The 25,017-nt window shown below is 73.5% G+C and carries 20 protein-coding genes, 1 tRNA gene and 1 pseudogene; 11 read left to right on the top strand and 11 right to left on the bottom strand.

Annotation, left to right across the window (positions count from 1 at the left end; translation table 11 throughout):
- Positions 1–143 precede the first annotated feature (143 nt).
- Both AC2RP6_RS09375 and AC2RP6_RS09370 read left to right on the top strand, forming a co-directional pair.
- Complete coding sequence (locus tag AC2RP6_RS09375) at positions 144–1,184, top strand: bile acid:sodium symporter family protein (protein WP_486445791.1); 1,041 nt, start codon at positions 144–146, stop codon at positions 1,182–1,184.
- A gap of 9 nt (positions 1,185–1,193) precedes the next feature.
- Entirely contained in the window at positions 1,194–1,622 is a 429-nt protein-coding gene (locus AC2RP6_RS09370) for a (2Fe-2S) ferredoxin domain-containing protein (RefSeq protein WP_486445790.1), read from the top strand.
- A gap of 203 nt (positions 1,623–1,825) precedes the next feature.
- Here AC2RP6_RS09370 and fdhD read toward each other — a convergent pair whose 3' ends face one another.
- Positions 1,826–2,653 carry a formate dehydrogenase accessory sulfurtransferase FdhD gene (gene fdhD / locus AC2RP6_RS09365; protein ID WP_486445789.1) on the bottom strand — a complete coding sequence of 276 codons (828 nt, stop codon included), beginning with the start codon at positions 2,651–2,653 and terminating at the stop codon, positions 1,826–1,828.
- A 206-nt stretch (positions 2,654–2,859) separates the two neighbouring features.
- Here fdhD and AC2RP6_RS09360 point away from each other — a divergent pair, with 206 nt between their 5' ends.
- Positions 2,860–3,801, top strand: a complete 942-nt coding sequence (locus AC2RP6_RS09360) for a beta-ketoacyl-ACP synthase III (protein ID WP_486445788.1) — start codon at positions 2,860–2,862, stop codon at positions 3,799–3,801.
- Here AC2RP6_RS09360 and AC2RP6_RS09355 read toward each other — a convergent pair.
- Positions 3,788–4,969 carry a low temperature requirement protein A gene (locus AC2RP6_RS09355; protein ID WP_486445787.1) on the bottom strand — a complete coding sequence of 394 codons (1,182 nt, stop codon included), beginning with the start codon at positions 4,967–4,969 and terminating at the stop codon, positions 3,788–3,790. The two genes, AC2RP6_RS09360 and AC2RP6_RS09355, sit on opposite strands and share 14 nt — an antisense overlap.
- A gap of 255 nt (positions 4,970–5,224) precedes the next feature.
- Here AC2RP6_RS09355 and AC2RP6_RS09350 point away from each other — a divergent pair.
- Positions 5,225–5,312 (top strand) — tRNA-Leu (locus tag AC2RP6_RS09350).
- Positions 5,313–5,724: 412 nt separating this feature from the next.
- Here the strand turns inward: AC2RP6_RS09350 and AC2RP6_RS09345 are convergent.
- Positions 5,725–6,444: pseudogene (locus tag AC2RP6_RS09345) on the bottom strand (IclR family transcriptional regulator domain-containing protein); the annotation flags it as partial.
- Between the two features lie 797 nt (positions 6,445–7,241).
- Positions 7,242–7,916: a sigma-70 family RNA polymerase sigma factor gene (locus AC2RP6_RS09340; protein WP_486445786.1), complete on the bottom strand. Its 675-nt coding sequence runs from the start codon at positions 7,914–7,916 to the stop codon at positions 7,242–7,244.
- Positions 7,917–8,304: 388 nt separating this feature from the next.
- On the opposite strand from AC2RP6_RS09340, the gene metG reads away from it, so the two are divergent.
- Complete coding sequence (gene metG, locus AC2RP6_RS09335) at positions 8,305–10,020, top strand: methionine--tRNA ligase (RefSeq protein ID WP_486445785.1); 1,716 nt, start codon at positions 8,305–8,307, stop codon at positions 10,018–10,020.
- Positions 10,021–10,104: 84 nt separating this feature from the next.
- On the opposite strand, the gene AC2RP6_RS09330 is transcribed toward metG, so the two are convergent.
- On the bottom strand, positions 10,105–11,814 hold the full coding sequence (locus tag AC2RP6_RS09330) for a serine/threonine-protein kinase (RefSeq protein ID WP_486445784.1): 1,710 nt from the start codon (positions 11,812–11,814) through the stop codon (positions 10,105–10,107).
- 146 nt (positions 11,815–11,960) lie between these two features.
- On the opposite strand from AC2RP6_RS09330, the gene AC2RP6_RS09325 reads away from it, so the two are divergent.
- Both AC2RP6_RS09325 and AC2RP6_RS09320 read left to right on the top strand, forming a co-directional pair.
- Positions 11,961–12,539 carry a hypothetical protein gene (locus AC2RP6_RS09325; RefSeq protein WP_486445783.1) on the top strand — a complete coding sequence of 193 codons (579 nt, stop codon included), beginning with the start codon at positions 11,961–11,963 and terminating at the stop codon, positions 12,537–12,539.
- 144 nt (positions 12,540–12,683) lie between these two features.
- On the top strand, positions 12,684–13,460 hold the full coding sequence (locus tag AC2RP6_RS09320; RefSeq protein WP_486445782.1) for a bestrophin-like domain: 777 nt from the start codon (positions 12,684–12,686) through the stop codon (positions 13,458–13,460).
- Positions 13,461–13,509: 49 nt separating this feature from the next.
- Here AC2RP6_RS09320 and AC2RP6_RS09315 read toward each other — a convergent pair whose 3' ends face one another.
- From AC2RP6_RS09315 to AC2RP6_RS09305, 3 genes are all read right to left on the bottom strand, one after another.
- Positions 13,510–14,682 carry an MAB_1171c family putative transporter gene (locus tag AC2RP6_RS09315; protein WP_486445781.1) on the bottom strand — a complete coding sequence of 391 codons (1,173 nt, stop codon included), beginning with the start codon at positions 14,680–14,682 and terminating at the stop codon, positions 13,510–13,512.
- The gene (locus tag AC2RP6_RS09310; protein WP_486445780.1) at positions 14,679–15,236 is read right to left on the bottom strand and encodes a toxin-antitoxin system, toxin component; all 558 of its coding nucleotides are present in this window, start codon (positions 15,234–15,236) and stop codon (positions 14,679–14,681) included. Before AC2RP6_RS09310 ends, AC2RP6_RS09315 begins: the two co-directional genes overlap by 4 nt.
- Before the next feature lie 64 nt (positions 15,237–15,300).
- A complete protein-coding gene (locus tag AC2RP6_RS09305; RefSeq protein ID WP_486445779.1) occupies positions 15,301–15,969 on the bottom strand; it encodes a helix-turn-helix domain-containing protein in 669 nt (222 codons plus the stop codon).
- 216 nt (positions 15,970–16,185) lie between these two features.
- Here AC2RP6_RS09305 and AC2RP6_RS09300 point away from each other — a divergent pair, with 216 nt between their 5' ends.
- From AC2RP6_RS09300 to AC2RP6_RS09290, 3 genes are all read left to right on the top strand, one after another.
- Complete coding sequence (locus AC2RP6_RS09300; protein ID WP_486445778.1) at positions 16,186–17,178, top strand: helix-turn-helix domain-containing protein; 993 nt, start codon at positions 16,186–16,188, stop codon at positions 17,176–17,178.
- A 288-nt stretch (positions 17,179–17,466) separates the two neighbouring features.
- Positions 17,467–18,822, top strand: coding sequence for a family 4 glycosyl hydrolase (locus AC2RP6_RS09295; protein WP_486445777.1), 1,356 nt, complete (start codon positions 17,467–17,469; stop codon positions 18,820–18,822).
- Between the two features lie 61 nt (positions 18,823–18,883).
- Positions 18,884–20,980: an MDR family MFS transporter gene (locus tag AC2RP6_RS09290; protein ID WP_486445776.1), complete on the top strand. Its 2,097-nt coding sequence runs from the start codon at positions 18,884–18,886 to the stop codon at positions 20,978–20,980.
- 193 nt (positions 20,981–21,173) lie between these two features.
- Here the strand turns inward: AC2RP6_RS09290 and AC2RP6_RS09285 are convergent, their stop codons facing one another.
- The 3 genes from AC2RP6_RS09285 to AC2RP6_RS09275 form a co-directional block, all read right to left on the bottom strand.
- A complete protein-coding gene (locus AC2RP6_RS09285; protein WP_486445775.1) occupies positions 21,174–22,499 on the bottom strand; it encodes a serine hydrolase domain-containing protein in 1,326 nt (441 codons plus the stop codon).
- Between the two features lie 120 nt (positions 22,500–22,619).
- The gene (locus tag AC2RP6_RS09280; protein WP_486445774.1) at positions 22,620–23,207 is read right to left on the bottom strand and encodes a nucleotide triphosphate diphosphatase NUDT15; all 588 of its coding nucleotides are present in this window, start codon (positions 23,205–23,207) and stop codon (positions 22,620–22,622) included.
- Positions 23,204–23,821, bottom strand: a complete 618-nt coding sequence (locus AC2RP6_RS09275) for a helix-turn-helix domain-containing protein (RefSeq protein WP_486445773.1) — start codon at positions 23,819–23,821, stop codon at positions 23,204–23,206. Before AC2RP6_RS09275 ends, AC2RP6_RS09280 begins: the two co-directional genes overlap by 4 nt.
- A gap of 65 nt (positions 23,822–23,886) precedes the next feature.
- Between AC2RP6_RS09275 and AC2RP6_RS09270 the strand changes: the two genes are divergently transcribed.
- Positions 23,887–24,954, top strand: coding sequence for an NAD(P)/FAD-dependent oxidoreductase (locus tag AC2RP6_RS09270; protein ID WP_486445772.1), 1,068 nt, complete (start codon positions 23,887–23,889; stop codon positions 24,952–24,954).
- The last annotated feature ends 63 nt before the right edge of the window (positions 24,955–25,017 follow it).

The following is a 25,017-nucleotide window of genomic DNA, read 5'->3' as shown; positions in this document are numbered from 1 at the left end:
TGCGGTGTACGGGTTTCCCGATCACCGCCCTGGCCCGACCATGAAGGGACGAAGAGCTTCCGGTCCCACCGGGCCCGGGGCCCGCCCGTTTCCCCCCGTTCCCCCGTTCTCCCGTTCCCGACAGCAAGTGAGCACCCCTGCGCATGCGCCGCCCCTTCCTGCCCGCCCGGCTCCCCCTGGACCCCTACGTCCTGACCCTGCTCGCCACCGTCGGCCTCGCCGCCCTCCTCCCGGCCCGCGGCGCGGCGGCCACGGCGGCCGGCGCAGCCTCCACCGCGGCCGTGGCCCTGCTCTTCTTCCTGTACGGCGCGCGGCTCTCCACCCGCGAGGCGCTCGACGGACTGCGCCACTGGCGGCACCACCTCACCGTCCTCACCTGCACCTTCCTGCTCTTCCCGGTCCTCGGCCTGGGCCTGCGCGCCCTCACCCCCGGCCTCCTGCCGCCCCCGCTCCAGACCGGCCTGCTCTTCCTCTGCCTGGTCCCCTCGACCGTCCAGTCGTCGATCGCCTTCACCTCGATCGCCCGCGGCAACGTCCCCGCCGCCATCTGCGCCGGCTCCTTCTCCAGCCTGGCCGGCATCGTCCTCACCCCGCTGCTGGCGGCCGTCCTGCTCGGCGGCGACACGGGCGGCTTCTCCCTCGACACCCTCCTCAAGATCACCCTGCAGCTCCTGGCGCCCTTCCTCCTGGGCCAGGCCCTGCGCCCCTGGGTCGGCGGTTTCCTGACCCGCCACAAGAGCACCCTCGGACTCGTCGACCGGGGCTCGATCCTGCTCGTGGTCTACACCGCCTTCAGCGCGGGCATGGCCGCCGGCATCTGGCAGCAGGTCAGCCCGCTGCGCCTGGGGGCGCTGGTGCTCGTGGAGGCCGTACTCCTCGCGGTCATGCTGCTCGTCACCTGGTACGGGGCGGCACGCCTCGGCTTCGGCCGGGAGGACCGCATCGCCATCCAGTTCGCCGGGTCGAAGAAGAGCCTGGCCGCCGGACTCCCCATGGCCAGCGTGCTCTTCGGGGCCCAGGCCGGCCTGGCCGTGCTGCCGCTGATGCTCTTCCACCAGATGCAGCTCATGGTCTGCGCGGTCATCGCCCGACGCCGCGCCGCCGACCCGCTCCCCGAACTCCCCGCCGACCGTGTGGCGGAGGTCTCCCGCGCGGGCCGACCGACAAGATCCCCGTCCCGGTAACGTGCGGTGGTGACCTGGATACGCCCGCTCGGCGCCCACGCCGAACGCCCCTGCACCCTCGTGGTCTGCCGTGGCTGCTGCTGCGGAGACCCTCGCAAGAACCCCGGTTCCGACCACGCGGGCCAGCTCGCCCGGCTGCGCGAGGCCGCGTCCGCGTCCGGGGGCCGGCTGGCCGTCCGGACCAGCGACTGCCTCGGCCCGTGCGCCCAGGCCAACGTCATCGTGGTCCAGCCCACCAGCGAGGCCCGGCGCCGGGGCGCCCGCGCGGTGTGGTTCGGCTGGGCCCTCGACGACACCGCCACCGACGAGATCATCGCCTGGGCGGAAGCCGGCGGCCCGGGCGCCACCCCGCTCCCGGCCACCCTGGACCTCCACCGCATCGACCCCCCGGCCCCGAAACCCCCGGCCAACCCCCGCCGCTCCCGCCGCGGGCGGTGACGTGCGCGATCACAACCTCGCCCAACAGACCGCAGGCCAGGGGACCGAGTTCAGTCCGCCCGGGACGTCCGCGGTGCAGTCGTGCAACGACTGGTTGCTGCTCCACGGCACCGGCAGGGAGAAGCTGGCCGGAGACGTCGGCGACGTCTGGGCCACGTTCCTCAGTCGCCGCGGCAGCGGCGCGGAGCGCTTCCGGCGTGTCCCTACAGGGTGATCCGCTCCTCGCCCGCGTAGATGTTCATGTCCGGGCCCCGGAGGAAACCGACCAGGGTCATGCCCGACTCCAGCGCCAGGTCCACCGCCAGCGAGGACGGTGCGGAGACCGCCGCCAGCACCGGGATCCCCGCCATCACCGCCTTCTGCGCGAGCTCGAAGGAGGCCCGGCCCGACACCAGCAGGACCGCGCCGGTCAGCGGGAGCCTGCCCGCCTGGAGCGCCCGGCCGACGATCTTGTCCACCGCGTTGTGCCGGCCCACGTCCTCGCGCAGGTCCAGCAGTTCGCCCTCCGGCGAGAACAGTCCCGCCGCGTGCAGGCCGCCCGTACGGTCGAAGACCTTCTGCGCCGCGCGGAGCCGCTCCGGCAGGCCGGCGAGCACCTGCGCGGGCACCCGTACCGGGTCGGCGGCGACCCCCGGGAACCGGGACGCCGTGCGGACCGCGTCCAGGCTGGCCTTCCCGCACAGGCCGCAGGACGAGGTGGTGTAGACGTTCCGCTCCAGCGTGATGTCCGGCACCGGGACCCCGGCGGCCAACTGCACGTTGACGACGTTGTAGGTGTTGGACCCGTCCTCGGCCGCCCCCTCGCAGTAGGTGACGGCCCGGACCTCCGACGCCGCCCCGAGCACCCCCTCGCTGACCAGGAAGCCCACCGCCAGGGCGAAGTCGTCGCCCGGCGTGCGCATCGTGATGGCCAGCGGCTTGCCGTTCAGCCGTATCTCCAGCGGCTCCTCGGCCACCAGCGTGTCCGGGCGGACACCCGCCCCGCCGTTCCGGATCCGGACGACGCGACGGCGTTCGGTGACCCGTCCCATGGTGATCAGCCCACCCCTTCTGTTCCTCGCCGATGTCCGACGTACTCATTCTCGCGGTTCCGCATCCGACCTGGTCCCGGGCAGGGAGCTCCTCGGGAAGCTCCAAAATCCGAGGCCGGAATCCTGTCGGGTCACACGCACACGTACCCATCGGTAGCAGGCAAAGCTGGGTGATCCTGACTTGCCTACGAGGGGGGACCCCGCCCATGACCGGTTCACGCGTGGTGGCGCTAGGGCACTACCAGCCCGCGAAAGTGCTCACCAACGAGGACCTCGCGGCCATGGTCGACACCACCGACGAGTGGATCCGGTCCCGCGTGGGCATCCGCACCCGCCACGTGGCCGGCCCGGACGAGCCCGTGGACGAGCTGGCCTACCACGCGGCCGGAAAGGCGCTGGCCGGCGCCGGCCTGACCCCGGACGACATCGACCTCGTCCTGGTCGCCACCTCCACCGCGATCGACCGTTCGCCCAACATGGCCGCGCGCGTCGCCGCCAAGCTGGGCATGGGCGGCAGCCCCGCCGTCATGGACATCAACGTCGTCTGCTCGGGCTTCACCCACGCCCTCGCCACGGCCGACCACGCCATCCGGGCCGGCTCCGCCACCCGCGCCCTGGTCATCGGCGCCGACAAGATGACCGAGATCACCGACTGGGCCGACCGCACCACCTGCGTGCTCACCGGCGACGGCGCGGGCGCCGCCGTCGTCGAGGCCTGCGAGGAGCCCGGCATCGGGCCGGTGCTGTGGGGCTCGGTCCCGGAGATGGGCAACGCCGTACGCATCGAGGGCTCGCCCCCGGTCTTCGCCCAGGAGGGCCAGTCCGTCTACCGCTGGACCACCAGCCAGCTGCCGCCGCTCGCCCGCAAGGTGTGCGAGAAGGCCGGAGTGGCCCCCGAGGAACTGGCCGCCGTCGTCCTCCACCAGGCGAACCTGCGCATCATCGAGCCGCTCGCCGCCCGGATCGGCGCGGTCAACGCCGTCGTCGCCCGGGACGTCGTCGACTCCGGCAACACCTCCGCGGCCAGCATCCCCATGGCCCTGTCGAAGCTGGTGCAGCGCGGCGAGATCCCCTCGGGCGCCCCGGTCCTCCTCTTCGGCTTCGGCGGCAACCTCTCCTACGCCGGCCAGGTCATCAGCTGCCCGTGACGCTCTCGGCGGCCGATCCCCGCGCCCGCGCGGCGGGGGAGCGGCCGCCCTCGGCGACCACCGCGCCCACCAGGACGGCCGCCAGGGCCACCAGCTGGCCCGCTCCCGTCCAGCGCGTCCCCACGGGCACGGTCGCCAGCGCGAGGACCAGCGCCGTCGCGCGGTAGCCGGCCGGGCCCAGGCCCAGTACCGCCCGGAACACCAGGTTCCCGGCCAGGTAGAGGGCGACCCCGCCGGCCAGCGCGACCGCCGGGCCCGGGTGCAGGTGCTCCCCGAGGTGCCCGATGGTCTTCTTCACCCCTGCCGCGAACACGGCGATGCCGAGCAGCACCGGCAGGAACGCGTAGTAGTACGCGACCATCGCCAGCTTGAAACGCCGCTCGGGCGGGGTGTGCGCGAAGACCTCCTCCGCCCGGCCCTCGTCCCGCACGAAGTACATCCACCACATCGCGGACGCGATGGCGAGCGCCAGGAAGGCGCCGCCCGCGATGCCGGCGGACAGGGGCAGCGACCCCACCCCGATGCCGATCGCGATCACGGACTCGCCGAAGACGATGATCAGCAGCAGCCCGTGCCGTTCCACCAGGTGCGCGGCGTTCATCCCGCCGAGCCGGTCGCCGACCGTCTGCTCGGGCAGCTCCGGCTCCGCCGCGGCCCCGCCCGCCGCGACCCGCTGCACGACCACCGGCGTCACGAACTGCAGCAGCAGCGCCAGCAGCCACAGTCCCCCGGCGGGCCGCCCGTCGAAGAACCCGGCGGCCGTCACCGCCAGCGCGCACAGCACGTTCGGCAGCGCGAACCACAGCACCCCGCGGCCGTGCGCCTGCGTGAACAGCGCGCCGTGCACCAGGACGACCAGCAGGTACCCCAGGCCGAAGGCGACACCGCCCGCCCCGAACGCGGTGGGCACCGCCAGCGCGCACACCATGAACGCGCCCATGGCCAGCATGAGCAGCACGCGCCGGACGGTCCGGTCCGGGGGCACCTGGTTGGTCAGGTGCGCGTAGCCCCCGTACATCCAGAACAGCACGGTGAAGATGAGCACGACCTGCCCCGCGCCCCGCGGGGTCAGGTCGTCCGCCAGCAGCACCGTCAACTGCGTGATGGTGAAGACGAAGACGAGGTCGAAGAACAGCTCCAGCGTGCTGACGCGGTGCTCGGTTTCCATGCGCGGCTCCCCCCGGACGTGTGCGCAGCCATCCGACCGTCCCGGCGCCGCCGCTGTCCACCCCGATACCGGCATCCGGGATCCCGACGGACTCCCGCAGGCGACGAGACGCCCCGTCCCGTCCATCCCGCCGCGGCATGCCTGCAGGTCAGCCCGGCGTGGCGGACCGCGGCCGCCCCGGATAAGTGGTCGGAGCCCCGCCGATCCCCTGCTATTGTTGTCCATGTCGCCACGGGAAACCGGGGCCGACCACCGGTCCGGGTGGCGGAATGGCAGACGCGCTAGCTTGAGGTGCTAGTGCCCTTTATCGGGCGTGGGGGTTCAAGTCCCCCCTCGGACACCAGCAGGAGCCCCACACATCGTGTGGGGCTCTTCGTGTTGCACCGGGTGCTTCCCTCCTCGGCTCACGTGCCCAGGACCACCAGGCCCGTCGGGCGGGTCAGGCTGCCCGGCACGACCGAGGTGAAGGTGTGGGGGAGGGACAGGCGGGGGGCGTCGCCGGCCGGAGCCGCGTCGAAGAGGTAGGCCGCGCCGGCCGTGGTGTCGCTGACCAGGTGCGGGCCCTGCGCCGCCGCCGCGGCCTCGGCGAGCGGGGTGCGGAACAGCTGCCGCAGGTGGCGCAGCGTCTCCGGGGTGACCGGGGCCCGCATCGGCTGCGGCTGCGGCTGCGCCTGCGGCCGCGGCTCGGGCCGGTCGGGGACCCGGCCGGGCTCGACGGCGGGCGGGGGCACCGCGTCCGGGGGGATCGCGCCGGTCAGGAGCAGGGCCAGGAGGACCGGCACGGCCTTGCGGCGCAGCGTCGCGGTGGCCGGACGCAGCCGGTGCGCGTCGGTCGCGGGAAGGGACAGTGCGAGGCTGCCCGCCGCGCCGCCCATGGCGAGCGGAACGGCCGAGCAGACGACCCCGGGGGAGTACTCGAGCAGGTCGAAGACCGGTGCGCCCGGGGCCACCGCGTCCAGCGCCGTGAACAGTGCCCGGCTGTCGGTGATGGTCTGCGGGGTGAGCCGGGCGGGCCGGTGCCGGGCCACGTGGTCGGCGCGCCGGTCGTGGTCGAGCTGGGTCAGCAGGCACTTGCCCACCGCGCTGGCGTGCGCGGCGTCCCGGAAGTCGACCCACTCCCGGACCGGCGGGGTCGCCGGCCCGGCCGCCATCTGCGTGATGTGGACCTCGCCCCCCGCGTACCGGCTCAGGTACACCGCCGCGCCCGCGCTGTCCCGGGCCAGGGCCAGCGTGCGCTGCAGCTGCCCGGCCAGGCCGTGCCCGCCCGGGGCGGCCAGCCGCTCCAGCGCCGGGCCGCGCCCGTACACCCCCGCCGCCGGCCGGTACGCGTACTCCTCCTCGCACAGCATCGCCAGGAGCGGCCGCAGTTCCGCCTCGGCGAGGCCCGACTCCCGCGCGAGCTGCGCGGCCCGGACCCCCAGCGGGTGCCGCTCCAGCACGCGCACGACGGCCAGCGCGCGGCGGGCCTCCGCCAGTGCCTCGCCGGAGCCGCCCTGGACGACGGTCCCGCGGGCCGCGGCCGTCAGCGCGGGATGGCGCAGCGGTCCGGCGCCGGGCCGGGCCGGCACCGTCGGCGCGAGGACGGCGACGGGCGGCGGGGGGTGGAACGCGCCCAGCGCGCTCGACAGCCCGGCCCTCGGCAGCGGCACCGGTCCCAGGTCGGGGTCCTCGCACTGGTCGACGTAGCGCAGGACGGCGGCCTGCGCGCACAGCCGCACCTCGCGCAGGTCCCGCCGGCCGCCCGGCCGGAAGCCGCGGCGGCCCAGCTCGCGCGCCCAGTGCCGGGCGTCGTGGTGCTCGCCGCGGCGGGAGTGGTCGAGGTAGAGGCAGTAGGCGGCCGCGGCGGCCTTCGCGCTCCCGGACGCGGCGGCGAACTGCCACCAGAAGCGGGCGCCCTCGCGCATCCCGGCCAGGTGCAGCAGGCAGCCGAAGACGACGGCGCCGGACAGGTCGGTGCGCACGCCGGTGAAGGCGTCCAGGTGCGCCGCGGCATCGGGCTCGCACACGGAGGTCAGGCAGATCGCCTTGAGGTCCCGCCGGGCCCGCTCGGCGTCGAGCGGACGGTCCCGGACCGGGTCGCTCCAGCCGTGGGCCGCGCGGCGCCGGGCCCGGTGCGGGACGGACGGGTGCGGTGTGGCGCGCAGCAGCCGCGCCTCGGCCGCGCCGAGGTCGTAGTGGCGGTAGCGGTCGCGGACTCCGGCCCGGGCGAGGAACTCGGCCAGGGAGCGGGGCGCCGGGTCACCGTCCGCGCGCTCGATCCGGTCGCGGCGCCTCATGAGCCGGCTGGTTCTGCGGGGCCGGCCGGCTCGGCGGCGTCGGCGGCGTCGGCCGCGCCGTCCGTCTCCGACGGATCGGCGGACGTGTCGAGCAGTCGGGCGAGGCGCCGGTGGGCCTGGCCGAGGTAGGAGCGGACCGTGGCCTCGTCGACGCCCATCACCGAGGCCGCCTCACCGGGCGTGCACTGCAGGCCGTACCGCAGGAGCACCGCGTCGCGCTGGCGCTCGGCGAGCCGGGACACCGCGGAGTAGAAGCGGATGGTGTCGGTCAGCACCTCGTACTGGTCGGCGTGCGCCTCCTTCAGCGCCGCCTCGAAGGCGCTGATGTCCATCGGCTCCGGCTCCTGCTGCCAGGGGTGGCGCCGGTGCTGCCCGTCGACCAGGCAGTGCTTGAGCACGGTCCACGCGTAGGCGTCCAGGCGGTCCATGTGCAGCATGCGCAGCCAGTCGCCCATGATCGAGTCGAAGGTGGCGTCCACCGCCTCCTCCGCCGCCGCGTCCGAGCCCAGCTGCAGGTACGCGAACCGCATGTAGGCAGGACGCCGGTTGGCGTGGAAGGCCCAGTACGACAGGCGCGCGGTCGGGTCCCACTGGCTCATCGGAGTCGGCCGCCGACGCCGGCTCGGCAGTCCCACGGCCCCACCGGACTCCTCCGGTCCGCCATCGCTCACCGCTCCACCTCCGCTCCACCTCGGCCCCCGGTGCGCAGAACAGGAAAGCAGCGCGGGCGCACTCGGGGGGCGCAGAGAAGAAACCTGGGAAGCATTGCGTCGCCGATGATCGAACCGTGATCGGTCTCGATCACACGGGGCTCCAGCCAGCACGTATGCATATGCCCCCTGCCGGTGCCGCCCCACCTCGGGTCAGGCGCGCCGCCGCCCCGCTGTACCATGGGCCCGATCGCGAGGGCCGTGACGGAGAGGTCACTGTCCTCGCTTTTGCGTTATGCCCACCAGGAACAAATGCGGCGCGTGGCCGATCGGCGGTTCGATACGATGAACCGCACTCACACTCCGTGACGTCACGACGCACCGCACAGAGGAAATGGAGCATCCGAGGATGGCTCGACACCTGATCACCAGCGCGCTTCCGTACATCAACGGGATCAAGCACCTGGGCAACATGGTCGGGTCGATGCTTCCGGCGGATGTGTACTCCCGGTACCTCCGCCAGCGCGGCCACGACGTCCTCTACATCTGCGCCACCGACGAGCACGGCACCCCCGCCGAACTCGCCGCCAAGGAGGCCGGCATCTCGGTCGCCGACTTCTGCGCGCAGGCCCACGACGCCCAGAAGGCGGTCTACGACGGCTTCGAGCTGTCCTTCGACTACTTCGGCCGCAGCTCCTCGGAGCAGAACGTCGAGATCACCCAGCACTTCGCGCGCCGCCTCCAGGAGAACGGCTTCATCGAGGAGCGGGCGATCCGGCAGGTCTACTCGCCCGCCGACGGCCGCTTCCTGCCGGACCGCTACGTCGAGGGCACCTGCCCGCACTGCGGCTACGACAAGGCCCGCGGCGACCAGTGCGAGAACTGCACCCGCGTCCTGGACCCCACGGACCTCATCGAGCCCCGCTCGGCCATCTCCGGCTCCACCGAGCTGGAGGTCCGCGAGACCAAGCACCTCTTCCTGCTGCAGTCCAAGCTCCAGGGCGAGGTGGAGGCCTGGGTCGCCGAGCACGAGGAGGAGTGGCCGCAGCTGGCCTCCTCGATCGCCCGCAAGTGGCTGACCGAAGGCCTGCACGACCGCGCCATCACCCGCGACCTCGACTGGGGCGTTCCCGTTCCGGCGGACACCTGGCCCGACCTGGCGGCCGAGGGCAAGGTCTTCTACGTCTGGTTCGACGCCCCGATCGAGTACATCGCCTCGACCAAGGAGTGGGCGGACGCCGACCCGGCGAACCGCGACTACAAGTCCTGGTGGTACGAGGCCGAGGACGTCCGCTACACCCAGTTCATGGCCAAGGACAACGTCCCGTTCCACACGGTGATGTTCCCCGCCACCGAGCTGGGCACCCGCGAGCCGTGGAAGAAGGTCGACTACGTCAAGGCCTTCAACTGGCTGACGTACTACGGCGGCAAGTTCTCCACCTCGCAGAAGCGCGGCGTCTTCACCGACCAGGCGCTGGAGATCCTCCCGGCCGACTTCTGGCGCTACTTCCTCATCGCCAACGCCCCCGAGTCCGACGACTCGTCCTTCACGTGGGAGCACTTCGCCGCCACGGTCAACAAGGACCTCGGCGGTACCCTCGGCAACTTCGTCAACCGCGTCCTGACCTTCTCCCGCAAGAAGTTCGGCGACGAGGTCCCGGCCGGAAGCCCCGCCGGCGAGGCAGAGGCGAAGCTCGGCGAGCAGATCGCCGAGCTGCTGGCCGAGTACGAGGGCCACATGGAGGCCCTCCAGTACCGCAAGGCCGCGGCCGCGCTGCGCGCCCTGTGGTCCGCCGGCAACGCGTACCTGGACGAGAAGGCGCCGTGGCTGGAGGTCAAGACCGACCTCGACGCCGCCGCGCTCACCCTGCGCACCGCGATGAACCTCATCCACCTCTACTCGGTGGTCTCCGAGCCGTTCATCCCGGCCTCGGCGCGCGCCATGCGCGCGGCGTTCGCCCTCGCCGGCGACACCGCGACGTGGGTGACCCCGGAGCAGGCGAAGGCTCTGGATGCGGTTCCGGCCGGCACCCCGTTCACCGTCCCGCCGGTGCTCTTCGCCCGCGTCACCGAGGAGGACCTGGAGTCCTACCGCGAGCGCTTCGGTGGCACCGAGGCGGGCTGACACCCGTCCGAACGAAGGGGCGCCGCCCACCGGGCCGCGCCCCTTCGTCATGTCCGCACCCCGGCCGGGCGGGGGGGCGGGAGTTCAGCTCCCGGAACGGGCGAACGTGCCGACCGCCGTGTCGAAGTACGCCCGGGCCTCGCCGGTCCGTCCGACGGGGGCGGAGACCCAGACGTCGTAGAGCCGGCCACCCTCCTCCCAGCACAGGTCACGGGTGTGCCGGGGTCCCTCGGCCGTGGAGAAGCCGTTCCATGTGAACAGCCAGACGGCCGCCTCGTGGCCGCGGTGCGTGCTCGTCATGACCTCGGCGTCACGGTAGCCGGGGTTGTTGTCCGGCCCCTTGGCGTGCGAGCGCTGGTGCACGGCGAGCGGGCCGCCGGACTCGGGGTCCGACACCTTGACGCCGATGCGGAAGCTCTCGTCGGGTGACGTGTAGAAGATCCGCGGGCCGTCGGTCCTGCGGGTGAAGCCGTCGGGGACGGCGAGCGAGAAGCCCGCCGGGTCCCGGACGAGGCCGTAGCCGGCGGGGGCGCTCTCGCCGTCGGCCGGGCCGGCCGTCCGCTCCCCGGGCGTCGCCGGTGCGGGGGCGGGCGCGAGGGCCGGCGTGGACGCGGTTGCGCTCGCGGCCGCCCGGCCGGTGCCGGGGCCTTCGTTCATCAGCAGCGCGGCGGCCGTCACGCCTGCGCCCGCGATGGCGGCCACCAGCAGACCGGCGATGACGGCGGCGCCGGGACGCCGCCCGGCGCGGGCACCGGGCGTCCGCGCGGACCCGGGAGCCGTACGCGTCGCGGGCGTGGGAGCGGGCGCCGAGGCCTGCGCCGAGGCCGGCACGGGTACCGGTACGGGTGTCCGCGCAGGGTCGGGTGCAGGTGCAGGTGCAAGCCCTGGTGCCGCCGCCGCCGACGTCGGCCGGGCGTCGGACGCGCCGGGCACGCCGCGCCGCGTCGGCGTGTACCCGGCCGCCGCCGGGGCCCACTTCCGCAGCATGTCCTCCGCCCGCTCCGCACCGAGCCGCGCCGCGGGATCCCGTTCCAGCAGGCCCCGCACCACCGGCAGCAGCGGCCCCAGCGCGGCGGGCGGCCGGATCTCGTCGTAGACCACCGCGTGCAGGATGCCTCCCAGCGAATCCCGCCGGAAGGGCGACGCGCCGCTGACGGCCGCGCACAGCAGCGCGCCCAGCGACCACAGGTCGGACTCCGGCCCGGCCGGCGACTGCGCCGACATCCGCTCGGGCGCGGTGTACTCGGGAGAGCCGACGAACGCCCCCGTCGCTGTCAGCGTCGTCGCCCCCGACACCTGCGCGATCCCGAAGTCCGTCAGGACGACCCGGCCGCCCGGGGACTCCAGCAGCACGTTGGCCGGCTTGATGTCACGGTGCAGCACCCCGGCCGCGTGCGCCGTCCGCAGGGCGCCCAGGAGCGCGACCCCGATCCCGGCGGCCTCGGCGGGGTCCACCGGCCCGGTCCGGGAGAGCCGGTCGGCGAGGGAGCGGCCCTCGACCAGCTCCATGACGATGCACGGGTGTTCGCGGTCCTCCACGACGTCGTGCACCACGATGATGTGGGGGTGCTTGAGCTGCGCGGCAGCGCGCGCCTCGCGCAGCGTGCGCTCGCGGTGGAGCCGGGCCTCGTCCGGCGACAGCGCAGCGTCGGGCACCATCTCCTTCACGGCGACCGAGCGGCCGAGCAACTGGTCCGTGGCCCGCCACACGACACCCATGCCGCCGCGCCCGACCCTGGCGTCCAGTCGGTAACGCCCGGCGATCAGGCGGGCGTTCTCCCCCTCGGTCAGCATGGCGCCATCATGCCGCATCGTCGTCCGGCCCGTGGGACCGCACTCGCCCGGGCGATCTCCACCGGTACGCCGCGTGTCGAAGCCGGGCCTTGATCGTTTCTTCAGACGGAGCACTCATGTCTGCTACGGAATCGGGAGGACGCGCGGTGACCGCTTGGCAGTACTTCGCCGGGGCGGGGCTGGTGGCGGCGCTCTGCCCGCTCCACGGCCACGTGGCGGTCGCGGGCGACGGCCACGGCCGGGGGGCGCGCGTCGACCTGTGCGTGCCGGCCGGCCGGCCGAAGCGGCCCCCCGCACCGGCGGCCGGGCTGCCCTCCGTGCGGGTCGGCCTGCCCGGCCCGGACGGGCCCACCGTGCGCCACCCCGGGCGGATCCCCGAGCCCGCCGCGGTGCGGCCCGGGCGGCCCGCGGCGCCGGAGCCGCCGGCCGCCGTCGCTCCCGCCGCGGAGGCTCCGGCCGCGGCGGCGCAGCCACTGCCGCCCGCGCCGGCTCCGGAGGAGGAGAGCGGGCCGGCTCCGGCCGAAGCGGCGGCCCCGCCCCGGGCCGGCGCCGCGGCCGCGCCCGTGAGCGCCTTCCACGTGCGTCCGTACCGCTCCGTGGCCCTCCAGCGGCGCGGCCCGGGCGGGATGTCCACCGTGATGCTCATGGTCGTCGTGACCACGCCCGCCGTACTCGCCGCCGCCGCGCTGCGCCCCCGGGGCAGGAGCGGCCGGAGCCGCGGCTGACCGCCGCGTCCGCCGTCCGTGCGCTGCGCGCCCACCGCTCCGTCCGTCCCACCGCTCCGTCCGTCCCACCGCCCCCACCGCCCGCCCACCGACCCGACCGCCCACCGCTTCGTCCGCCCACCGATCCACACCGGGAGAATCCACGTGTCCGAATGGCTGGTCCTGGCCATCGCCATGGCGCTCGTCTGCGCCCTCGTCCTCGCCTTCACGGCGATCCGGCACCGCCGGGCCGCCGCCGACGAGGACACCAGCGAAACCCCCGACGTCATCGAGTACATGACGATGATGGTGGGCGTGGTCTACGCGATCGTGCTGGGCCTGGCCATCGCCGGCGTCTGGGAGGCGCGCGGCGCCGCCGAGGACAGCGTGCGCCGGGAGGCCCAGGCGCTGTACGAGGTCACCCAGCGCGCCGACGTCTACCCGGCCCCGGTCCGCGACCGGATCCGCGGCGAGGTGGACGCGTACGTCTCCCACACCGTCGCCGTGGACTGGCCGTTGCTGACCTCCGGCGAGGGCGCGTCGCCCGAGGGCGGCGAGCTGCTGGGCAAGCTGCGCACCTCCGTCACCCACCAGAGCCCCACCACCGAGCTCCAGGCACAGGCCTACCAGCCGTTGCTGGACCACATCGCGGCCGCCGACGAGGCCCGCCACTCACGGACCCAGAGCTCCGAGTCGACGCTGCCGGGCGTGGTGTGGTTCGGCCTGCTGGTCGGCGGGGTGGTCACGGTCGGACTGATCTTCACCCTGCAGATCCGGCGCTCCGGCCGCGAGCTGCTCCTCGCGGGCCTCTTCAGCGCGCTGATCGTGTTCCTGCTGTTCATGGTGTGGAGCTTCGACGCGCCGTACGGGCGGGACGGGATGGACTCGGCCGGACCGTTCCAGGAGCTGTTCCCGAAGACGGCGGTGGCGGCCGCCCGTTGAGCGGGCGGGGTGGCGGCCGGGCCCCCGGTACGGGACCCGGCCGCACCGCCTACACCGGGCTGGCCCGGCGGCGGAACGCCTGCACCACCGGCGAACGCCGCAGGGCGTCGGAGATCCGCAGGAGGTCGCGCGGCCCGTCGCACGCGGCCGGGAGGATCTCGTCGTCCTCGCCGATGATCTTTCCCTCGGGGTCCGCCGAGCGGGCCCGTACGGCGGCCGCGACCATGGCGGCGTCGGCGACCGCGCGGGCCGTCTCCTCGTCGGCGCCGCCGCCGAGGGCGCTCTCGTAGGCGTCGTCGCGCAGGTCGATGTCGAAGTAGGGCCCGAGGTGCAGGAAGCCGTCGTGGATGTCGGACTCCCGCTGGATCACGCGCAGTTCCCCGGCCGTCCACCAGGCCATCTGCACCGAGGGCGTCCCGACGGGGGCGGAGATCTGCACCTCCTGCCACAGCGGGCCGAGCCGGCGGTACGTCGCCCAGGTCTGCCAGTGGTCCGAGAGCCGCTGGCAGACGAGCGGCACCACGAAGCCCATCGCACTGATCAGGGCGCCCAGGGAGGCGAGCGGCGGCGCCACGTAGGTGCTGAGGCCGTCGAGGTCGTGGCCGAGCCAGCGGGCGACGACGGCGGTCATCTTCGTGGCGTCGTAGCCGAGGTTGAAGAGGTAGCCGGCAACGATGATCATCAGACCGATCCGCAGCCAGCCGCGCACCTGCAGCGACCAGCGCCAGCACAGGACCACCATCACCACCGCCGCCACGTGGTGCGCCAGGAGGTAGAGGGCGATCATGTGGCCGACGTAGGGCGTGTTCGCGTAGAAGGTGTCGAAGTCCCGCAGGCGTTCCTCGGGGGTCTCACCGAGCGCGAACAGCACGACCAGCGCCACGATCACGATGCCGTAGCCGAGGATCCAGCGGCGCGAGACGCGCTTGGTCCGCTCGGCCGGCCCGCCCCGCCAGTTGACCATCAGGACCAGGCAGGAGGCGCTGAAGGCGGTGATCAGGCAGTACACCAGCGGGGCCGAGAAGTTGGCGATGCCCGTCCAGCGGTTGACCGCCGCGATGGTGGGCGGGGCGGCGAAGGAGAACACCGCCCCCGCCAGGGCCAGCAGGGCGACGACGGAACGCAGGAGCGGGTCGCGCCAGTTGTGCCGCAGGGCCGGCAGCTTGAAGGCGAGGGAGATCGCCATCGCCGCCGCCGGTATGTAGTAGTCCTCACCGGTCAACGATCGTTCCTCAGTCCCCGGTAGCCGAGTGAGGCCTCGATCCGGCCCGCCAGGTCATCGCGCTGGACGGGGGCCCGGTGACCGGCCGACCCGGCCAGCCAGTTCCGGCACCGGCTGCCCAGCAGTAAACCGAAGGTCTCGGCCTCGGTCTCCTCCTGGACGTCGGCGCGCGTGCGCGCGGCGACGCGGCGGACCGTCTCGCCGATGTCGGCCTCGTCGGACAGCAGTCGCGCGGCGACGGCGGCGCCGTCGACGTGGTGGCTGCAGTGGCCGGCCTTCATGTGCCACAGTTCGTGGCCCAGGATGACCAGTTGGTGGTCGGGTGCGGTGCGTTCCTCGATGACCACGAGATCGCGGTCCGCCATGTCGAGCCACAGACCGCTCGCCGTCCGGGGCGGGAAGGCAGCCATCCGGAAGTCGACCCGGCGGCCGCGGTGTCTGCTCATGCCCTCACAGAGGGCAGCGTAGAGGTCCACGGGTTCCACGGGGGCGGTCAGCCGGATGCCGGCCACCAGCTCCCCGCACAACCGCCGCTGCTCTCTGCCTATGCTCACCGTTCTCCCCGTCGGCGCGGATCCGGATCAGGACTCAAGGATCAGACCCAGACTTTCGACTGGGTCAGGATTCGTTCGGTTTGACGCTTTCGAGGAGCATGTCCAGCCATTCGGTCACCTTGTCCCGGTGCTTGTCGCTGGGCAGTTGGGCGGCGCGCCAGGCGATGCCCCGTACACCGTGGTTCTGCAGGAGTCTTGCCAGCGGATCGCCCGCCGATGCACCGGAGGCCGGCACGGTTTCCCGCGCGCGCCCCGCGTAGTCCTGGAGGAGCTGTTGCTCGGTCCGCTGGAGGGCGTCGGTGAGGGCGTCGGCGTCATGGGCCGTGAGGAACCCGGCGTGCACCCCGAAGAAGCGCTGGATCGCGTCGCAATGCTCCATCGTGGGGCGGCGGTCGCCGTTGATCAGGGCCCCGGCCTGCTGCCTCGACATGCCGGCGCCGTCCGCGATCTCCTGCTGCGTGTAGCGGCGGCCGTTGGCCTTGACGCGGGTGCGCCGGAGCAGGTCGAGGCGCTGCAGGAAGCGGGCCTGGAGGTCGGGTTCGCCGGCCGGCCTGCCTTCGAGCAGGGTCTTGACCACATCCGTGGGCACGCCCGAAGCCTCCGAGAGGCGCCGCAGGTCGAAGACCTGGTTCAGCTCGCGGCCCATCTTGCCCGCGAGTTCGGCGACGCGGGTGATGGTCGCGGCCAGGGGTGCGTCGGCCACCGCGACGGGAGCCGGGAAGCCGTCTGTCACCAGTGGTTCTCCTAGATCGCGCGAAGTCGGTACGGCACATGGTCGGCTTCTGGAATCTAGCCGCTCTCGCCGCGAAGGGCTAGAACGTGCCACAGCTGTGGCGGGAATGAGCTGTCAAGAGGCTGGAATTGCCACAATAGTTGACACTCGAATGAAGTCGGTAGCAGGATCGCCACACGGAAATGAAGATCCAGACCGGAGGAGGGGGAGCTCTCAGTGCCACATCTCGCAGCGGTGGGCCCGTCCGATGGCCTCGCCCGAGCCGGTGAGGAACGCCTGGCGGGCGAGGAGTCCGCGCGCGGCGCCGTGCGGTCGGAGCGACGCAAGGAGATTTTGCGCCAGCGCCGCGAAGAGCTGGGGCTGAGCCAGGAGGACCTCGCCGCCCGGCTGCGCATCAGCGTGCGTGCCTACGGCAACTGGGAACGCGGGCTGGTCAAGGAGTGGACGGACCGCAAGCTCCTCGCCCTGGCGGAAGCCCTGGAGATGAGCGAACGGCAGTGCTTCTGGCTCTTCCGCGTCATGGTCGACCGCGATCCGCCGCCCACGTGGCGGGCCTCCGACGAGAACCGGCTCCCCGAGGACCCGGCGCAGCGCGACTACCTCTGCGACTACGCGGCCCTCATGGAAGCCGTGCCCTACCCGAGCTTCCTGGTGGACCACCGGTGGGACGTCGCCCTGACCAATTCCGCATTCGACCAGCTCTTCCAGACCGTACGGCCGCACCCGACGGCCCTCCCGGACGACAACTTCCTGCGCTTCGTGCTGTTCCACCCGGACGCCGCCGCCGTGCTGGAGGACCACGAACCGGCCTGGTGCGTACCGCTGCTCGCCCAGTTCGCGGCGGCGCTCGCGGATGCCCCGGAGGACGAGGGGCTGTGCAGCATCCGCCAGGAGGTGGCCCGTGACCCGTTCATGGAGGCGGCCTACCGCTACGGCGTCCCGCACTGGCTGAGCAAGCGCGGCCCGGAGGCCGCCGAGCAGGACGGGGCGGTGCGCACCGTGCGCCATCCCGACCCGCGCTGGGGCCTGGTGCGCTGCCGGATGGTGGCCGAGACCAGCCGCATGCTGGACCAGATGGGACTGACCCGGATCACCCTGATCCTGTCCGGGCCGCAGGGCGTGCCGACGGGTCCCGGACGGGGCGGCGCGGCCCTCACCCACCCGCCGCAGGGCGCCCGACTGCGCGCCGTGCCGTCACTGGAGGACTGACCCGACGGGGCAGACTGGTCCCTGCGGGCGGAAGCCCCGCTTGCCGTCACGTTCCGTGTCGCCGACCGTGGCACGGACCGGGCCGCGGTCGACGCCACGGATCGTGTCACCGATCGTGGCATTGGGCCTGGGCCTGGACCCGGGCCTGTGCCTGAGCCCAGGCCTGTGCCTGGACCCGGGACGGGGCACCGGCGGGTATGCGGGTGGTGGTACGGGTCACGGGTACTGCCACCGGTACGGGCATCCGCGCCGGCACCGGCATCTGCACAGGCGAAGGGCGGTAGGGGCGTGCGGCTGACGATCCTCGGCGGAGGCGGCTTCCGGGTACCACTGGTCTACGGCGCACTGCTCGGGGACCACGCCGAGGGGCGGGTCTCCCAGGTGACGCTCTACGACGAGGACCCCGCGAGGCTCGCCGCCATGACCGGTGTCCTCGCCGACCTCGCCGCGGCCGCCGCCGTGCCCGACGCACCGGCCGTCACGGCCACCCGGGACCTCGACGAGGCCCTGCGCGGGGCCGACTTCGTCTTCTCGGCCATCCGCGTCGGCGGTCTCGAAGGACGCGCCGCCGACGAGCGCGTCGCCCTGGCCGAGGGCGTGCTGGGCCAGGAGACGGTCGGCGCGGGCGGGGTCGCGTACGGACTGCGGACCGTTCCGGTGGCCCGTGCGATCGCCCGCCGGGTCGCCCGCGTCGCCCCCGAGGCCTGGGTCATCAACTTCACCAACCCGGCCGGCCTGGTCACCGAGGCCATGGCCGAGGAGCTCGGCGACCGGGTGATCGGCATTTGCGACTCGCCGGTGGGCCTCGGCCGGCGCATCGCCCGGCTGCTGGGAGCCCGCCCGGACGAGGCCTGGATCGACTACGTGGGCCTCAACCACCTGGGCTGGGTACGCGGCCTGCGCATCGGCGGCCGGGACGAACTGCCGCGGCTGCTCGCCGACAGCAAGGCGCTGGAGTCCTTCGAGGAGGGCCGGCTCTTCGGCGCCGAATGGCTGCGCTCGCTCGGCGCCGTCCCCAACGAGTACCTCCACTACTACTACTTCAACCGTGACACCGTACGGGCCTACCAGGAGGCGGAGCAGACCCGCGGGGCCTTCCTGCGCGACCAGCAGCGCGGCTTCTACGCCGAGGCCGGCCGGGCCGGGCTGCCGGCCGGTGCGGCCCTGGCCGCCTGGGACCGGACCCGGGCCGAGCGCGAGGCCACGTACATGGCCGAGAACCGCGAGGCGGCCGGGGCCGGCGAGCGCGACGACAGCGACCTCGACTCGGGCGGTTACGAGAAGGTGGCCCTGGCCCTGATGCGGGCCATCGCCCGGGACGAGCGGGCCACCCTGATCCTGAACGTCCGCAACGGCTCCACGCTCTCCGTCCTCGACGCCGCCGCGGTCATCGAGGTGCCCTGCCTGGTGGACGCGAACGGCGCCCACCCGATGGGCGTCGAGCCGCTGCCGCTGCACGCGGTGGGACTGGTGACGGCCGTCAAGGCGGTGGAACGCGAGGTCCTGGCGGCTGCCGCGAGCGGTGCACGGGCGGACGCCGTGAAGGCCTTCGCGCTGCACCCGCTGGTCGACTCCGTGGCGGTGGCCCGACGGCTGGTCGACGGCTACGCGCAGGCCCATCCGAGCCTGGCCCACCTACGCTGATCCGCCCGCAGGCGCCGCCGGCCCGGGTGCCGCTCGGGGCCCCCGGACGGCGCAGCGCCGCATGCGGCGCGGCGGGCGGCCTGTGAGAGTGCGAGATGTGACCACTGCCCCCGCCGCAGCAGCGGCGCCCCCCGTGCTCGACCGGCGGCGGCGCAACGTCGTCTTCGGCACGATCATGCTGGGCGTGCTGCTGGCGGCGCTCGACCAGACGATCGTCGGCACCGCCCTGCCCACGATCGTCGGCGACCTGGGCGGCGGCGACCACATGTCGTGGGTGGTGACCTCCTACCTGCTCGCGGAGACCGTGGCGACGGTCCTGGTCGGCAAGTTCGGTGACCTCTTCGGCCGGAAACTGATCTTCCAGATCTCCGCCATCGTCTTCATCAGCGGCTCCTTCCTGTGCGGCCTGTCCAGCAACATGACGTTCCTGATCGTGTGGCGCGGCGTCCAGGGCATCGGAGCCGGCGGCCTGATGGTCACCGCGATGGCGCTGATCGCCGACGTCGTGCCGCTGCGCGAACGCGGCAAGTACCAGGGCATGATCGGCGCCGTCTTCGGCGTCGCCACCGTCATCGGGCCGCTGCTCGGCGGCTTCTTCACCGACCAGCTGACCTGGCGTTGGTGCTTCTACGTCAACGTCCCGATCGCCGTCCTGGTGGTCGTCGCCGCCGCCAGGACGATCCCGGCGGTACGCGCCACGGGCAAGCCGGTCATCGACTACCTGGGCATCACCCTGGTCGCGATCGGCTCCAGCGCCCTGATCCTGGCCACCAGCTGGGGCGGCAACGAGTACCCGTGGACCTCGCCCGTGATCATCGGCCTGTTCGCGGGCGGCGCGGTCGCGCTGGCCCTGTTCTGCCTGGCCGAGACCCGCGCCGTCGAGCCGACGATCCCCATGCGGCTCTTCCGCAACCCGGTCTTCGCCGTGTGCTCCGTGCTGAGCTTCGTCGTCGGGTTCGCGATGCTCGGAGCGATGACCTTCCTGCCGACCTACCTCCAGTACGTCGACGGGGACTCGGCCACGATCTCGGGCGTGCGGACCCTGCCCATGGTGTTCGGGCTCCTGCTCGCCTCCGTCTTCAGCGGCAACGTGGTCAGCAGGACCGGCCAGTACCGGATCTTCCCGATCGTCGGCAACGCCGTGATGGGCGTCGGCCTGTACCTGCTGTCACGGATGCATCCGGGGACCAGCACGCTGCTGGAGTCCCTCTACATGTTCGTGCTCGGCGTCGGTATCGGCCTGTCCATGCAGGTGCTGACGATCGCCGTGCAGAACACCGTCGACTACGCCGACCTCGGCACGGCCACCTCCGGTGTCACGTTCTTCCGTACGCTCGGCAGCGCCTTCGGGACGGCGGTCTTCGGCACGATCTACGCCAATCACCTGGGGCCGTCGCTGGAGGAGGCCGTCGCCGAGGTGGCGAGGGCCACCGGGCAGGACCCGGCGGGCCTGGCGAAGGCCGCTTCGACGCCGGAGGGGGTGCACCGGCTGGATCCGGCCGCCGCGACTCCGGTGGTCGAGGCGTACGCGGAGGCCCTGCAGACGGTGTTCCTGTGGACCGTGCCGGTGGCGGTGTTCGGGTTCGTCGTGGCGCTCTTCCTCAAGCAGGTCAAGCTGCGCGACAGCGCCCGGGCCGGGTCCACCGACATGGGCGACGGTTTCGGCTCGCCGGCCACGGCCTCGGGCGACTCGGCCAAACTGCTGGAACTGGCGGTCGGCAAGCTCGTCCGGAACATGGGCGCGGACACGGCGCGGGCGATCGTCGAGGAATCCGACACGCGGCTGGACATCGCGGGCGCGTGGACGGTGATGCAGGTGGAGCTGATGACCAGGACGATCGGCTACTCCTCCATCGGGCTGGTCGCCGGGCGGCGTTCGCTGCCGCCGGAGGTCCTGCTCCCGGTGTTCGACCGGATGGCGGAGGAGGGCTTCCTCGCCCGGGAGGGCGCCTTCTTCAGCCTCACGGCCGCCGGGCAGCGGGAGGCGGACGTGATCTCGGCGGCGTGGGCCCAGTGGCTCGGCGACCGGCTGGAGAAGGACCGCGGCCGGCCGCGCAGCGCCGAACTGAGGGTCGCGGCGGACGCGATCGCGAAGCGGCTGCTGGCCGAGGACCTGGGCGAGGGCAACTTCGCCCCGAAGGTGGTCGTGCGGCACTGAGGCTTGCGTCGGTGGCGGGAACTGGCGTCCGCGCCACCATCCGCGGCATGCAGGCGACGGTGCCGGCGAGGACGGTGGCCACAGCCACAGCCACAGCCACAGCCACAGCCACAGCCACAGCCGCAGCCGTCGGTTGGCGCCGTCGGTTGGCGGGTCGCGGCCCGGCCGGGTTTCCGCACCCCCACGCAAGGGGTCAGTAGGCGCCGGGGAAGTCGGTGGCCGTGTAGACCTGGTTGAGGATGGTCGGCAGCATGGCGTTGGCCGTGGTGCGGCCGTCGGGGGAGACGGTCAGGTTCGTCCAGACGACCAGCGTGACGTCGTTGTCCGGGTCGTGGCCCATGAAGGAGTTGAAGCCCGGCAGTTCACCGCCGTGGAAGTACATCCCAGCCTTCGGGCCGAAGCTCTGGTGGGCGATGCCGTAGCCGTACTTCTGGCCCTGCGGGGCCTTGGGGTCCTCGGCCCGGGGACTGTCGAGCCACTGCTTCTGGAAGGCGGGATCCAGCACCTCGCCCGTCGTCAGGGACCGGATCCACCGGGCCATGTCGTCGGCGGTGGAGACGGCTCCGCCCGCGGCGTAGGCGTAGGACGGGTTCTGGTGCGTGTAGTCCCGCGGCGTGAGCTTCCCGGACCGGGCGGCCTCCCGCACGTCGGCGGGATAGGGCTTGTCGGTCAGCGCGTAGGTCGTACCGCCGTACATGTAGCCGTGCGCGAAGGGGTCGGGGAGGGACGTGTCGTGGATACCGGGCAGGGTCGTGCCCGCCAGGCCGAGCGGGCTGAACAGCCGCTGCTGGAACTGCCGTTGCAGTGGCTGACCGCCCGCCTTCTCCGCGACGAGACCGAGCAGCGCGTAATTGGTGTTGCTGTACTCGTAGGCGGTGCCGGGCGGGAAGTTCGGTGGGCGGGAGAAGGCGATGGCCAGCATCTCCTGCGGCGTCCGGGCCGCGGCCGGCTCGGCGTCCAGGGAGGCCGACAGCTCGGGTGCGTCGGTGTAGTTGTAGAGCCCGCTGCGCATCGTGAGCAGCTGCGCGATGGTGATGTTCCCGCCGTTGGGCACGCCGGGGACGTAGTCGGACACCGGGTCCGACAGCCGCAGCCGCCCGTCCTGGGCGAGCAGCAGCACCAGGGCCGACGTCAGCGTCTTGGTGTTGGAGGCGATCCGGAAGTGGCGGTCGGAGGTGGGCGGGACGGCCGCGCCCAGCTCGGTCGTGCCGACGCCCGCCCGGAAGGTCCCCTGCGGGGTGGTGAGCAGCACCATGGCCCCGGGCACCCCGAGTGCCTTGGCCGCGCGTGCCACGGACGCCTGCAGCGCGGCCGGGTCGATGCGCTTCAGCGCCGACCCGGTGGGGTCCGGCGCGGGGGCGCCGGCCGGGCCCGTCGTCGTGGGCGCGGCCCGCGGGACCCGGGCGTCGGACAGGGCCGGGGAGCCGGGGTCGGGAGGCGGTGCGAACCCCGCGAGGAGCAGGGCCGTGCACGGCGTCAGCAGAAGGGTGCGGCGGACAGCCGCTGAGGATTTCCGCATGTCGGCGTCACAGCCCTCGTGCTCGGTGGTCCGTGCCGCGCGGTCGGGATGCGGACGGGCCGAAGAGGTCGGAACGTCTGATTTTATCAGTCGGCGGACATGTCGCAGCTGCCCGCCGACTCAGGCGCCCGGAGCCCGGCCCGTCGTCGCGTAGTCGTGCGAGGGGACGTGCGGGAGTTCCGTGAGGTCGGGGCGCCAGGCGCGGAGCACCGCGGCCGAGGGCGCGTACAGCGCCGACGGGATCTCCGCGGGCGCGAACCACTCCCAGCGGGCGATCTTGTGGGGTTCGGTCACGGCGGGCACCCCCTCCGCCGTGGTGGTGACGGCGGCCGCCGTCAGCCGTGTCAGGCCGGACTTCGCGTCGATCTGGACGGACAGGACGCGCACGCCGTCGGGGGCCACCCGCAGGTCCGTCTCCTCGGCGAGTTCGCGGGCGGCTGCCTGCTCGAAGCCCTCGCCGGGGTCGACCTTGCCGCCCGGCAGTTCCCAACGGCCGTCGTGCGCCTGGCCGAGCAGCACACGGCCGTCGTCGCCGATGACGACGAGGCCGACGCCGACGACGGCGTTCGGCTGCGGAACGGCCCGTTCGGGACGCTCGCGCCCGGGGTGCCGGGGCTGCCCGGGGTGCCGGGGCTGCCCGGGGTGCCGGGGCTGCCCGGGTTGCCCGAGGTGCTCGGGGTGCTGGGGGCCATCGCCTGTGGTGGTCATCGGCGTCCTTCCGGAGGAGTGGCGGGACGGGCGCGGACGTGGATCCGCTCGCCCTGGGGCCCGAAGAGGCTGAGGAACTCCGCGGGCTGCGGACCGGCGTTGCAGAAGGCGTGCGGCGTACGCGTGTCGAACTCGGCGGCCTCTCCCGGGTCGAGCACGAGGTCGTGTTCCCCCAGCAGCAGCCGGACCCGCCCGGAGAGCACGTACAGCCACTCGTACCCCTCGTGGACCTTCAGCTCGGGCACGGGCGGGGTGCCCTCGACGGGCGGGAGGATCTGCTTGAAGGCGTGCACCCCGCCGAAGTTGCGGGTCAGCGGTACGTAGGTGTGGCCGTGCCGGACGAAGGGGCGCGGGCGGATCCGGGGGTCGCCCGTCTCCGGCGCGCCGACCAGCTCGTCCAGTGCCACCCGGTGCGCCTTGGCCAGCGGGAGCAGCAGCTCCAGCGTCGGCCTGCGCTGCCCCGACTCCAGCCGGGAGAGCGTGGAGAGCGAGATCCCGGTCGTTTCGCTCAACTGGGCGAGCGTGGTGCCGCGCTGTCGGCGCAGGGCCCGCAGCCGCGGGCCCACGGAGGTGAGCACGTCGGCGAGTTCCTCGTCCTGCTTCTCGGCGGCCATGACTCCATTTGCCGGTTCGGCAAGAGCATTTGTCAAATGGTGGCATCGGGCAGACCCTCGCAGACATGGACAACACAACGGAAGAATCGTTTGACGTGGTCGTCGTCGGTGGTGGCGCGGCCGGACTCGCCGGGGCGCTCACCCTGGTCCGGGCCCGCCGTTCGGTCCTGGTGATCGACTCCGGCAGCCCGCGCAACGCCCCCGCCGCGCACATGCACGGCTACCTCGGCCTCGACGGCGAGAGCCCGGCCGAGCTGCTGGCCCGGGGTCGGGCGGAGGTGACGGGCTACGGCGGGCGGGTCCGGCCGGGCACGGCCGTCGCGGCCGACCCGCTGCCCGACGGGGGGTTCCGCGTCCGCTGCGCCGACGGCTCGACCGTGCGGGCGGGCCGGCTGCTGGTCGCGACCGGCCTGGTGGACGAGTTGCCGGGGGTGCCGGGGCTCGCGGAGCGCTGGGGGCGGGACGTGCTGCACTGCCCGTACTGCCACGGCTGGGAGGTCCGGGACCAGCCGGTCGCGGTGCTGGCCGACGGTCCGCTCGCCGTGCACCAGGCGCAGATGTGGCGGCACTGGAGCGGGCGGACCACCCTGCTGGCGCACACCTGGGCGCTGGGTGCGCATGACCGGGAGCTGGCGGCGGCCCTCGGGATCCGGGTCGTCGAGGGCGAGGCGACCGGCCTGGTCGTCGAGGACGACCGGCTGGCGGGGGTCACCCTGGCCGACGGGGCGGCGGTGCCGTGCCGGGCGCTCGTGGTGGCCCCGCGGTTCACGGCCCGCTCGGGGGTCCTGACCAGCCTGGGTCTGCCGGTCACGGACATGACCCGGGACGGGCACGTGATCGGCCGCAGCGTCGCGTCCGACCCGGCCACCGGGGCCACCGCGCTCCCCGGCGTCTGGGTGGCGGGCAATGTGACGGCGCCGCTGGAGAAGGTCGCGGGGGCGGCCGCGCAGGGGGCGCAGGCGGCGGCCGCGATCAACGCGGACCTGATCGAGGCGCAGACCCGGCGGGCGCTGGAGGCGTACCGCGCGGGCGCCCCGGGCGCGGCGGGCGTGCCGGGCGCGGCGGGTGCGGCGGCGGGGGAGGGAAAGGCGGACGTGGCCTCCGGGGAGGGCCGGGGCACGGCCCGGGGCTGACGCGCCGGACGTGTGTGCGGGTTTCGGCTCCTCCCCGTACGTGCAGGCTCTGAGCGGTGTGAT

Source organism: Streptomyces sp. WAC03905 (assembly GCF_057371075.1).
The sequence above is the reverse complement of the archived record's forward strand: the minus strand, read 5'-3'. Positions and strand labels throughout refer to the sequence as shown.

Excerpts from the sequence above, each read along its gene's own strand:
- AC2RP6_RS09275 (WP_486445773.1), bottom strand. The coding sequence starts at position 23,821 with ATGGCCGCCGAGAAGCAGGACGAGGAACTCGCCGACGTGCTCACCTCC.
- AC2RP6_RS09280 (WP_486445774.1), bottom strand. The coding sequence starts at position 23,207 with ATGACCACCACAGGCGATGGCCCCCAGCACCCCGAGCACCTCGGGCAA.
- AC2RP6_RS09375 (WP_486445791.1), top strand. The coding sequence starts at position 144 with ATGCGCCGCCCCTTCCTGCCCGCCCGGCTCCCCCTGGACCCCTACGTC.
- AC2RP6_RS09355 (WP_486445787.1), bottom strand. The coding sequence starts at position 4,969 with ATGGAAACCGAGCACCGCGTCAGCACGCTGGAGCTGTTCTTCGACCTC.
- AC2RP6_RS09270 (WP_486445772.1), top strand. The coding sequence starts at position 23,887 with ATGGACAACACAACGGAAGAATCGTTTGACGTGGTCGTCGTCGGTGGT.
- AC2RP6_RS09360 (WP_486445788.1), top strand. The coding sequence starts at position 2,860 with ATGACCGGTTCACGCGTGGTGGCGCTAGGGCACTACCAGCCCGCGAAA.
- fdhD (WP_486445789.1), bottom strand. The coding sequence starts at position 2,653 with ATGGGACGGGTCACCGAACGCCGTCGCGTCGTCCGGATCCGGAACGGC.
- AC2RP6_RS09330 (WP_486445784.1), bottom strand. The coding sequence starts at position 11,814 with ATGCTGACCGAGGGGGAGAACGCCCGCCTGATCGCCGGGCGTTACCGA.
- AC2RP6_RS09290 (WP_486445776.1), top strand. The coding sequence starts at position 18,884 with ATGCGGCGCGGCGGGCGGCCTGTGAGAGTGCGAGATGTGACCACTGCC.
- metG (WP_486445785.1), top strand. The coding sequence starts at position 8,305 with ATGGCTCGACACCTGATCACCAGCGCGCTTCCGTACATCAACGGGATC.
- AC2RP6_RS09285 (WP_486445775.1), bottom strand. The coding sequence starts at position 22,499 with ATGCGGAAATCCTCAGCGGCTGTCCGCCGCACCCTTCTGCTGACGCCG.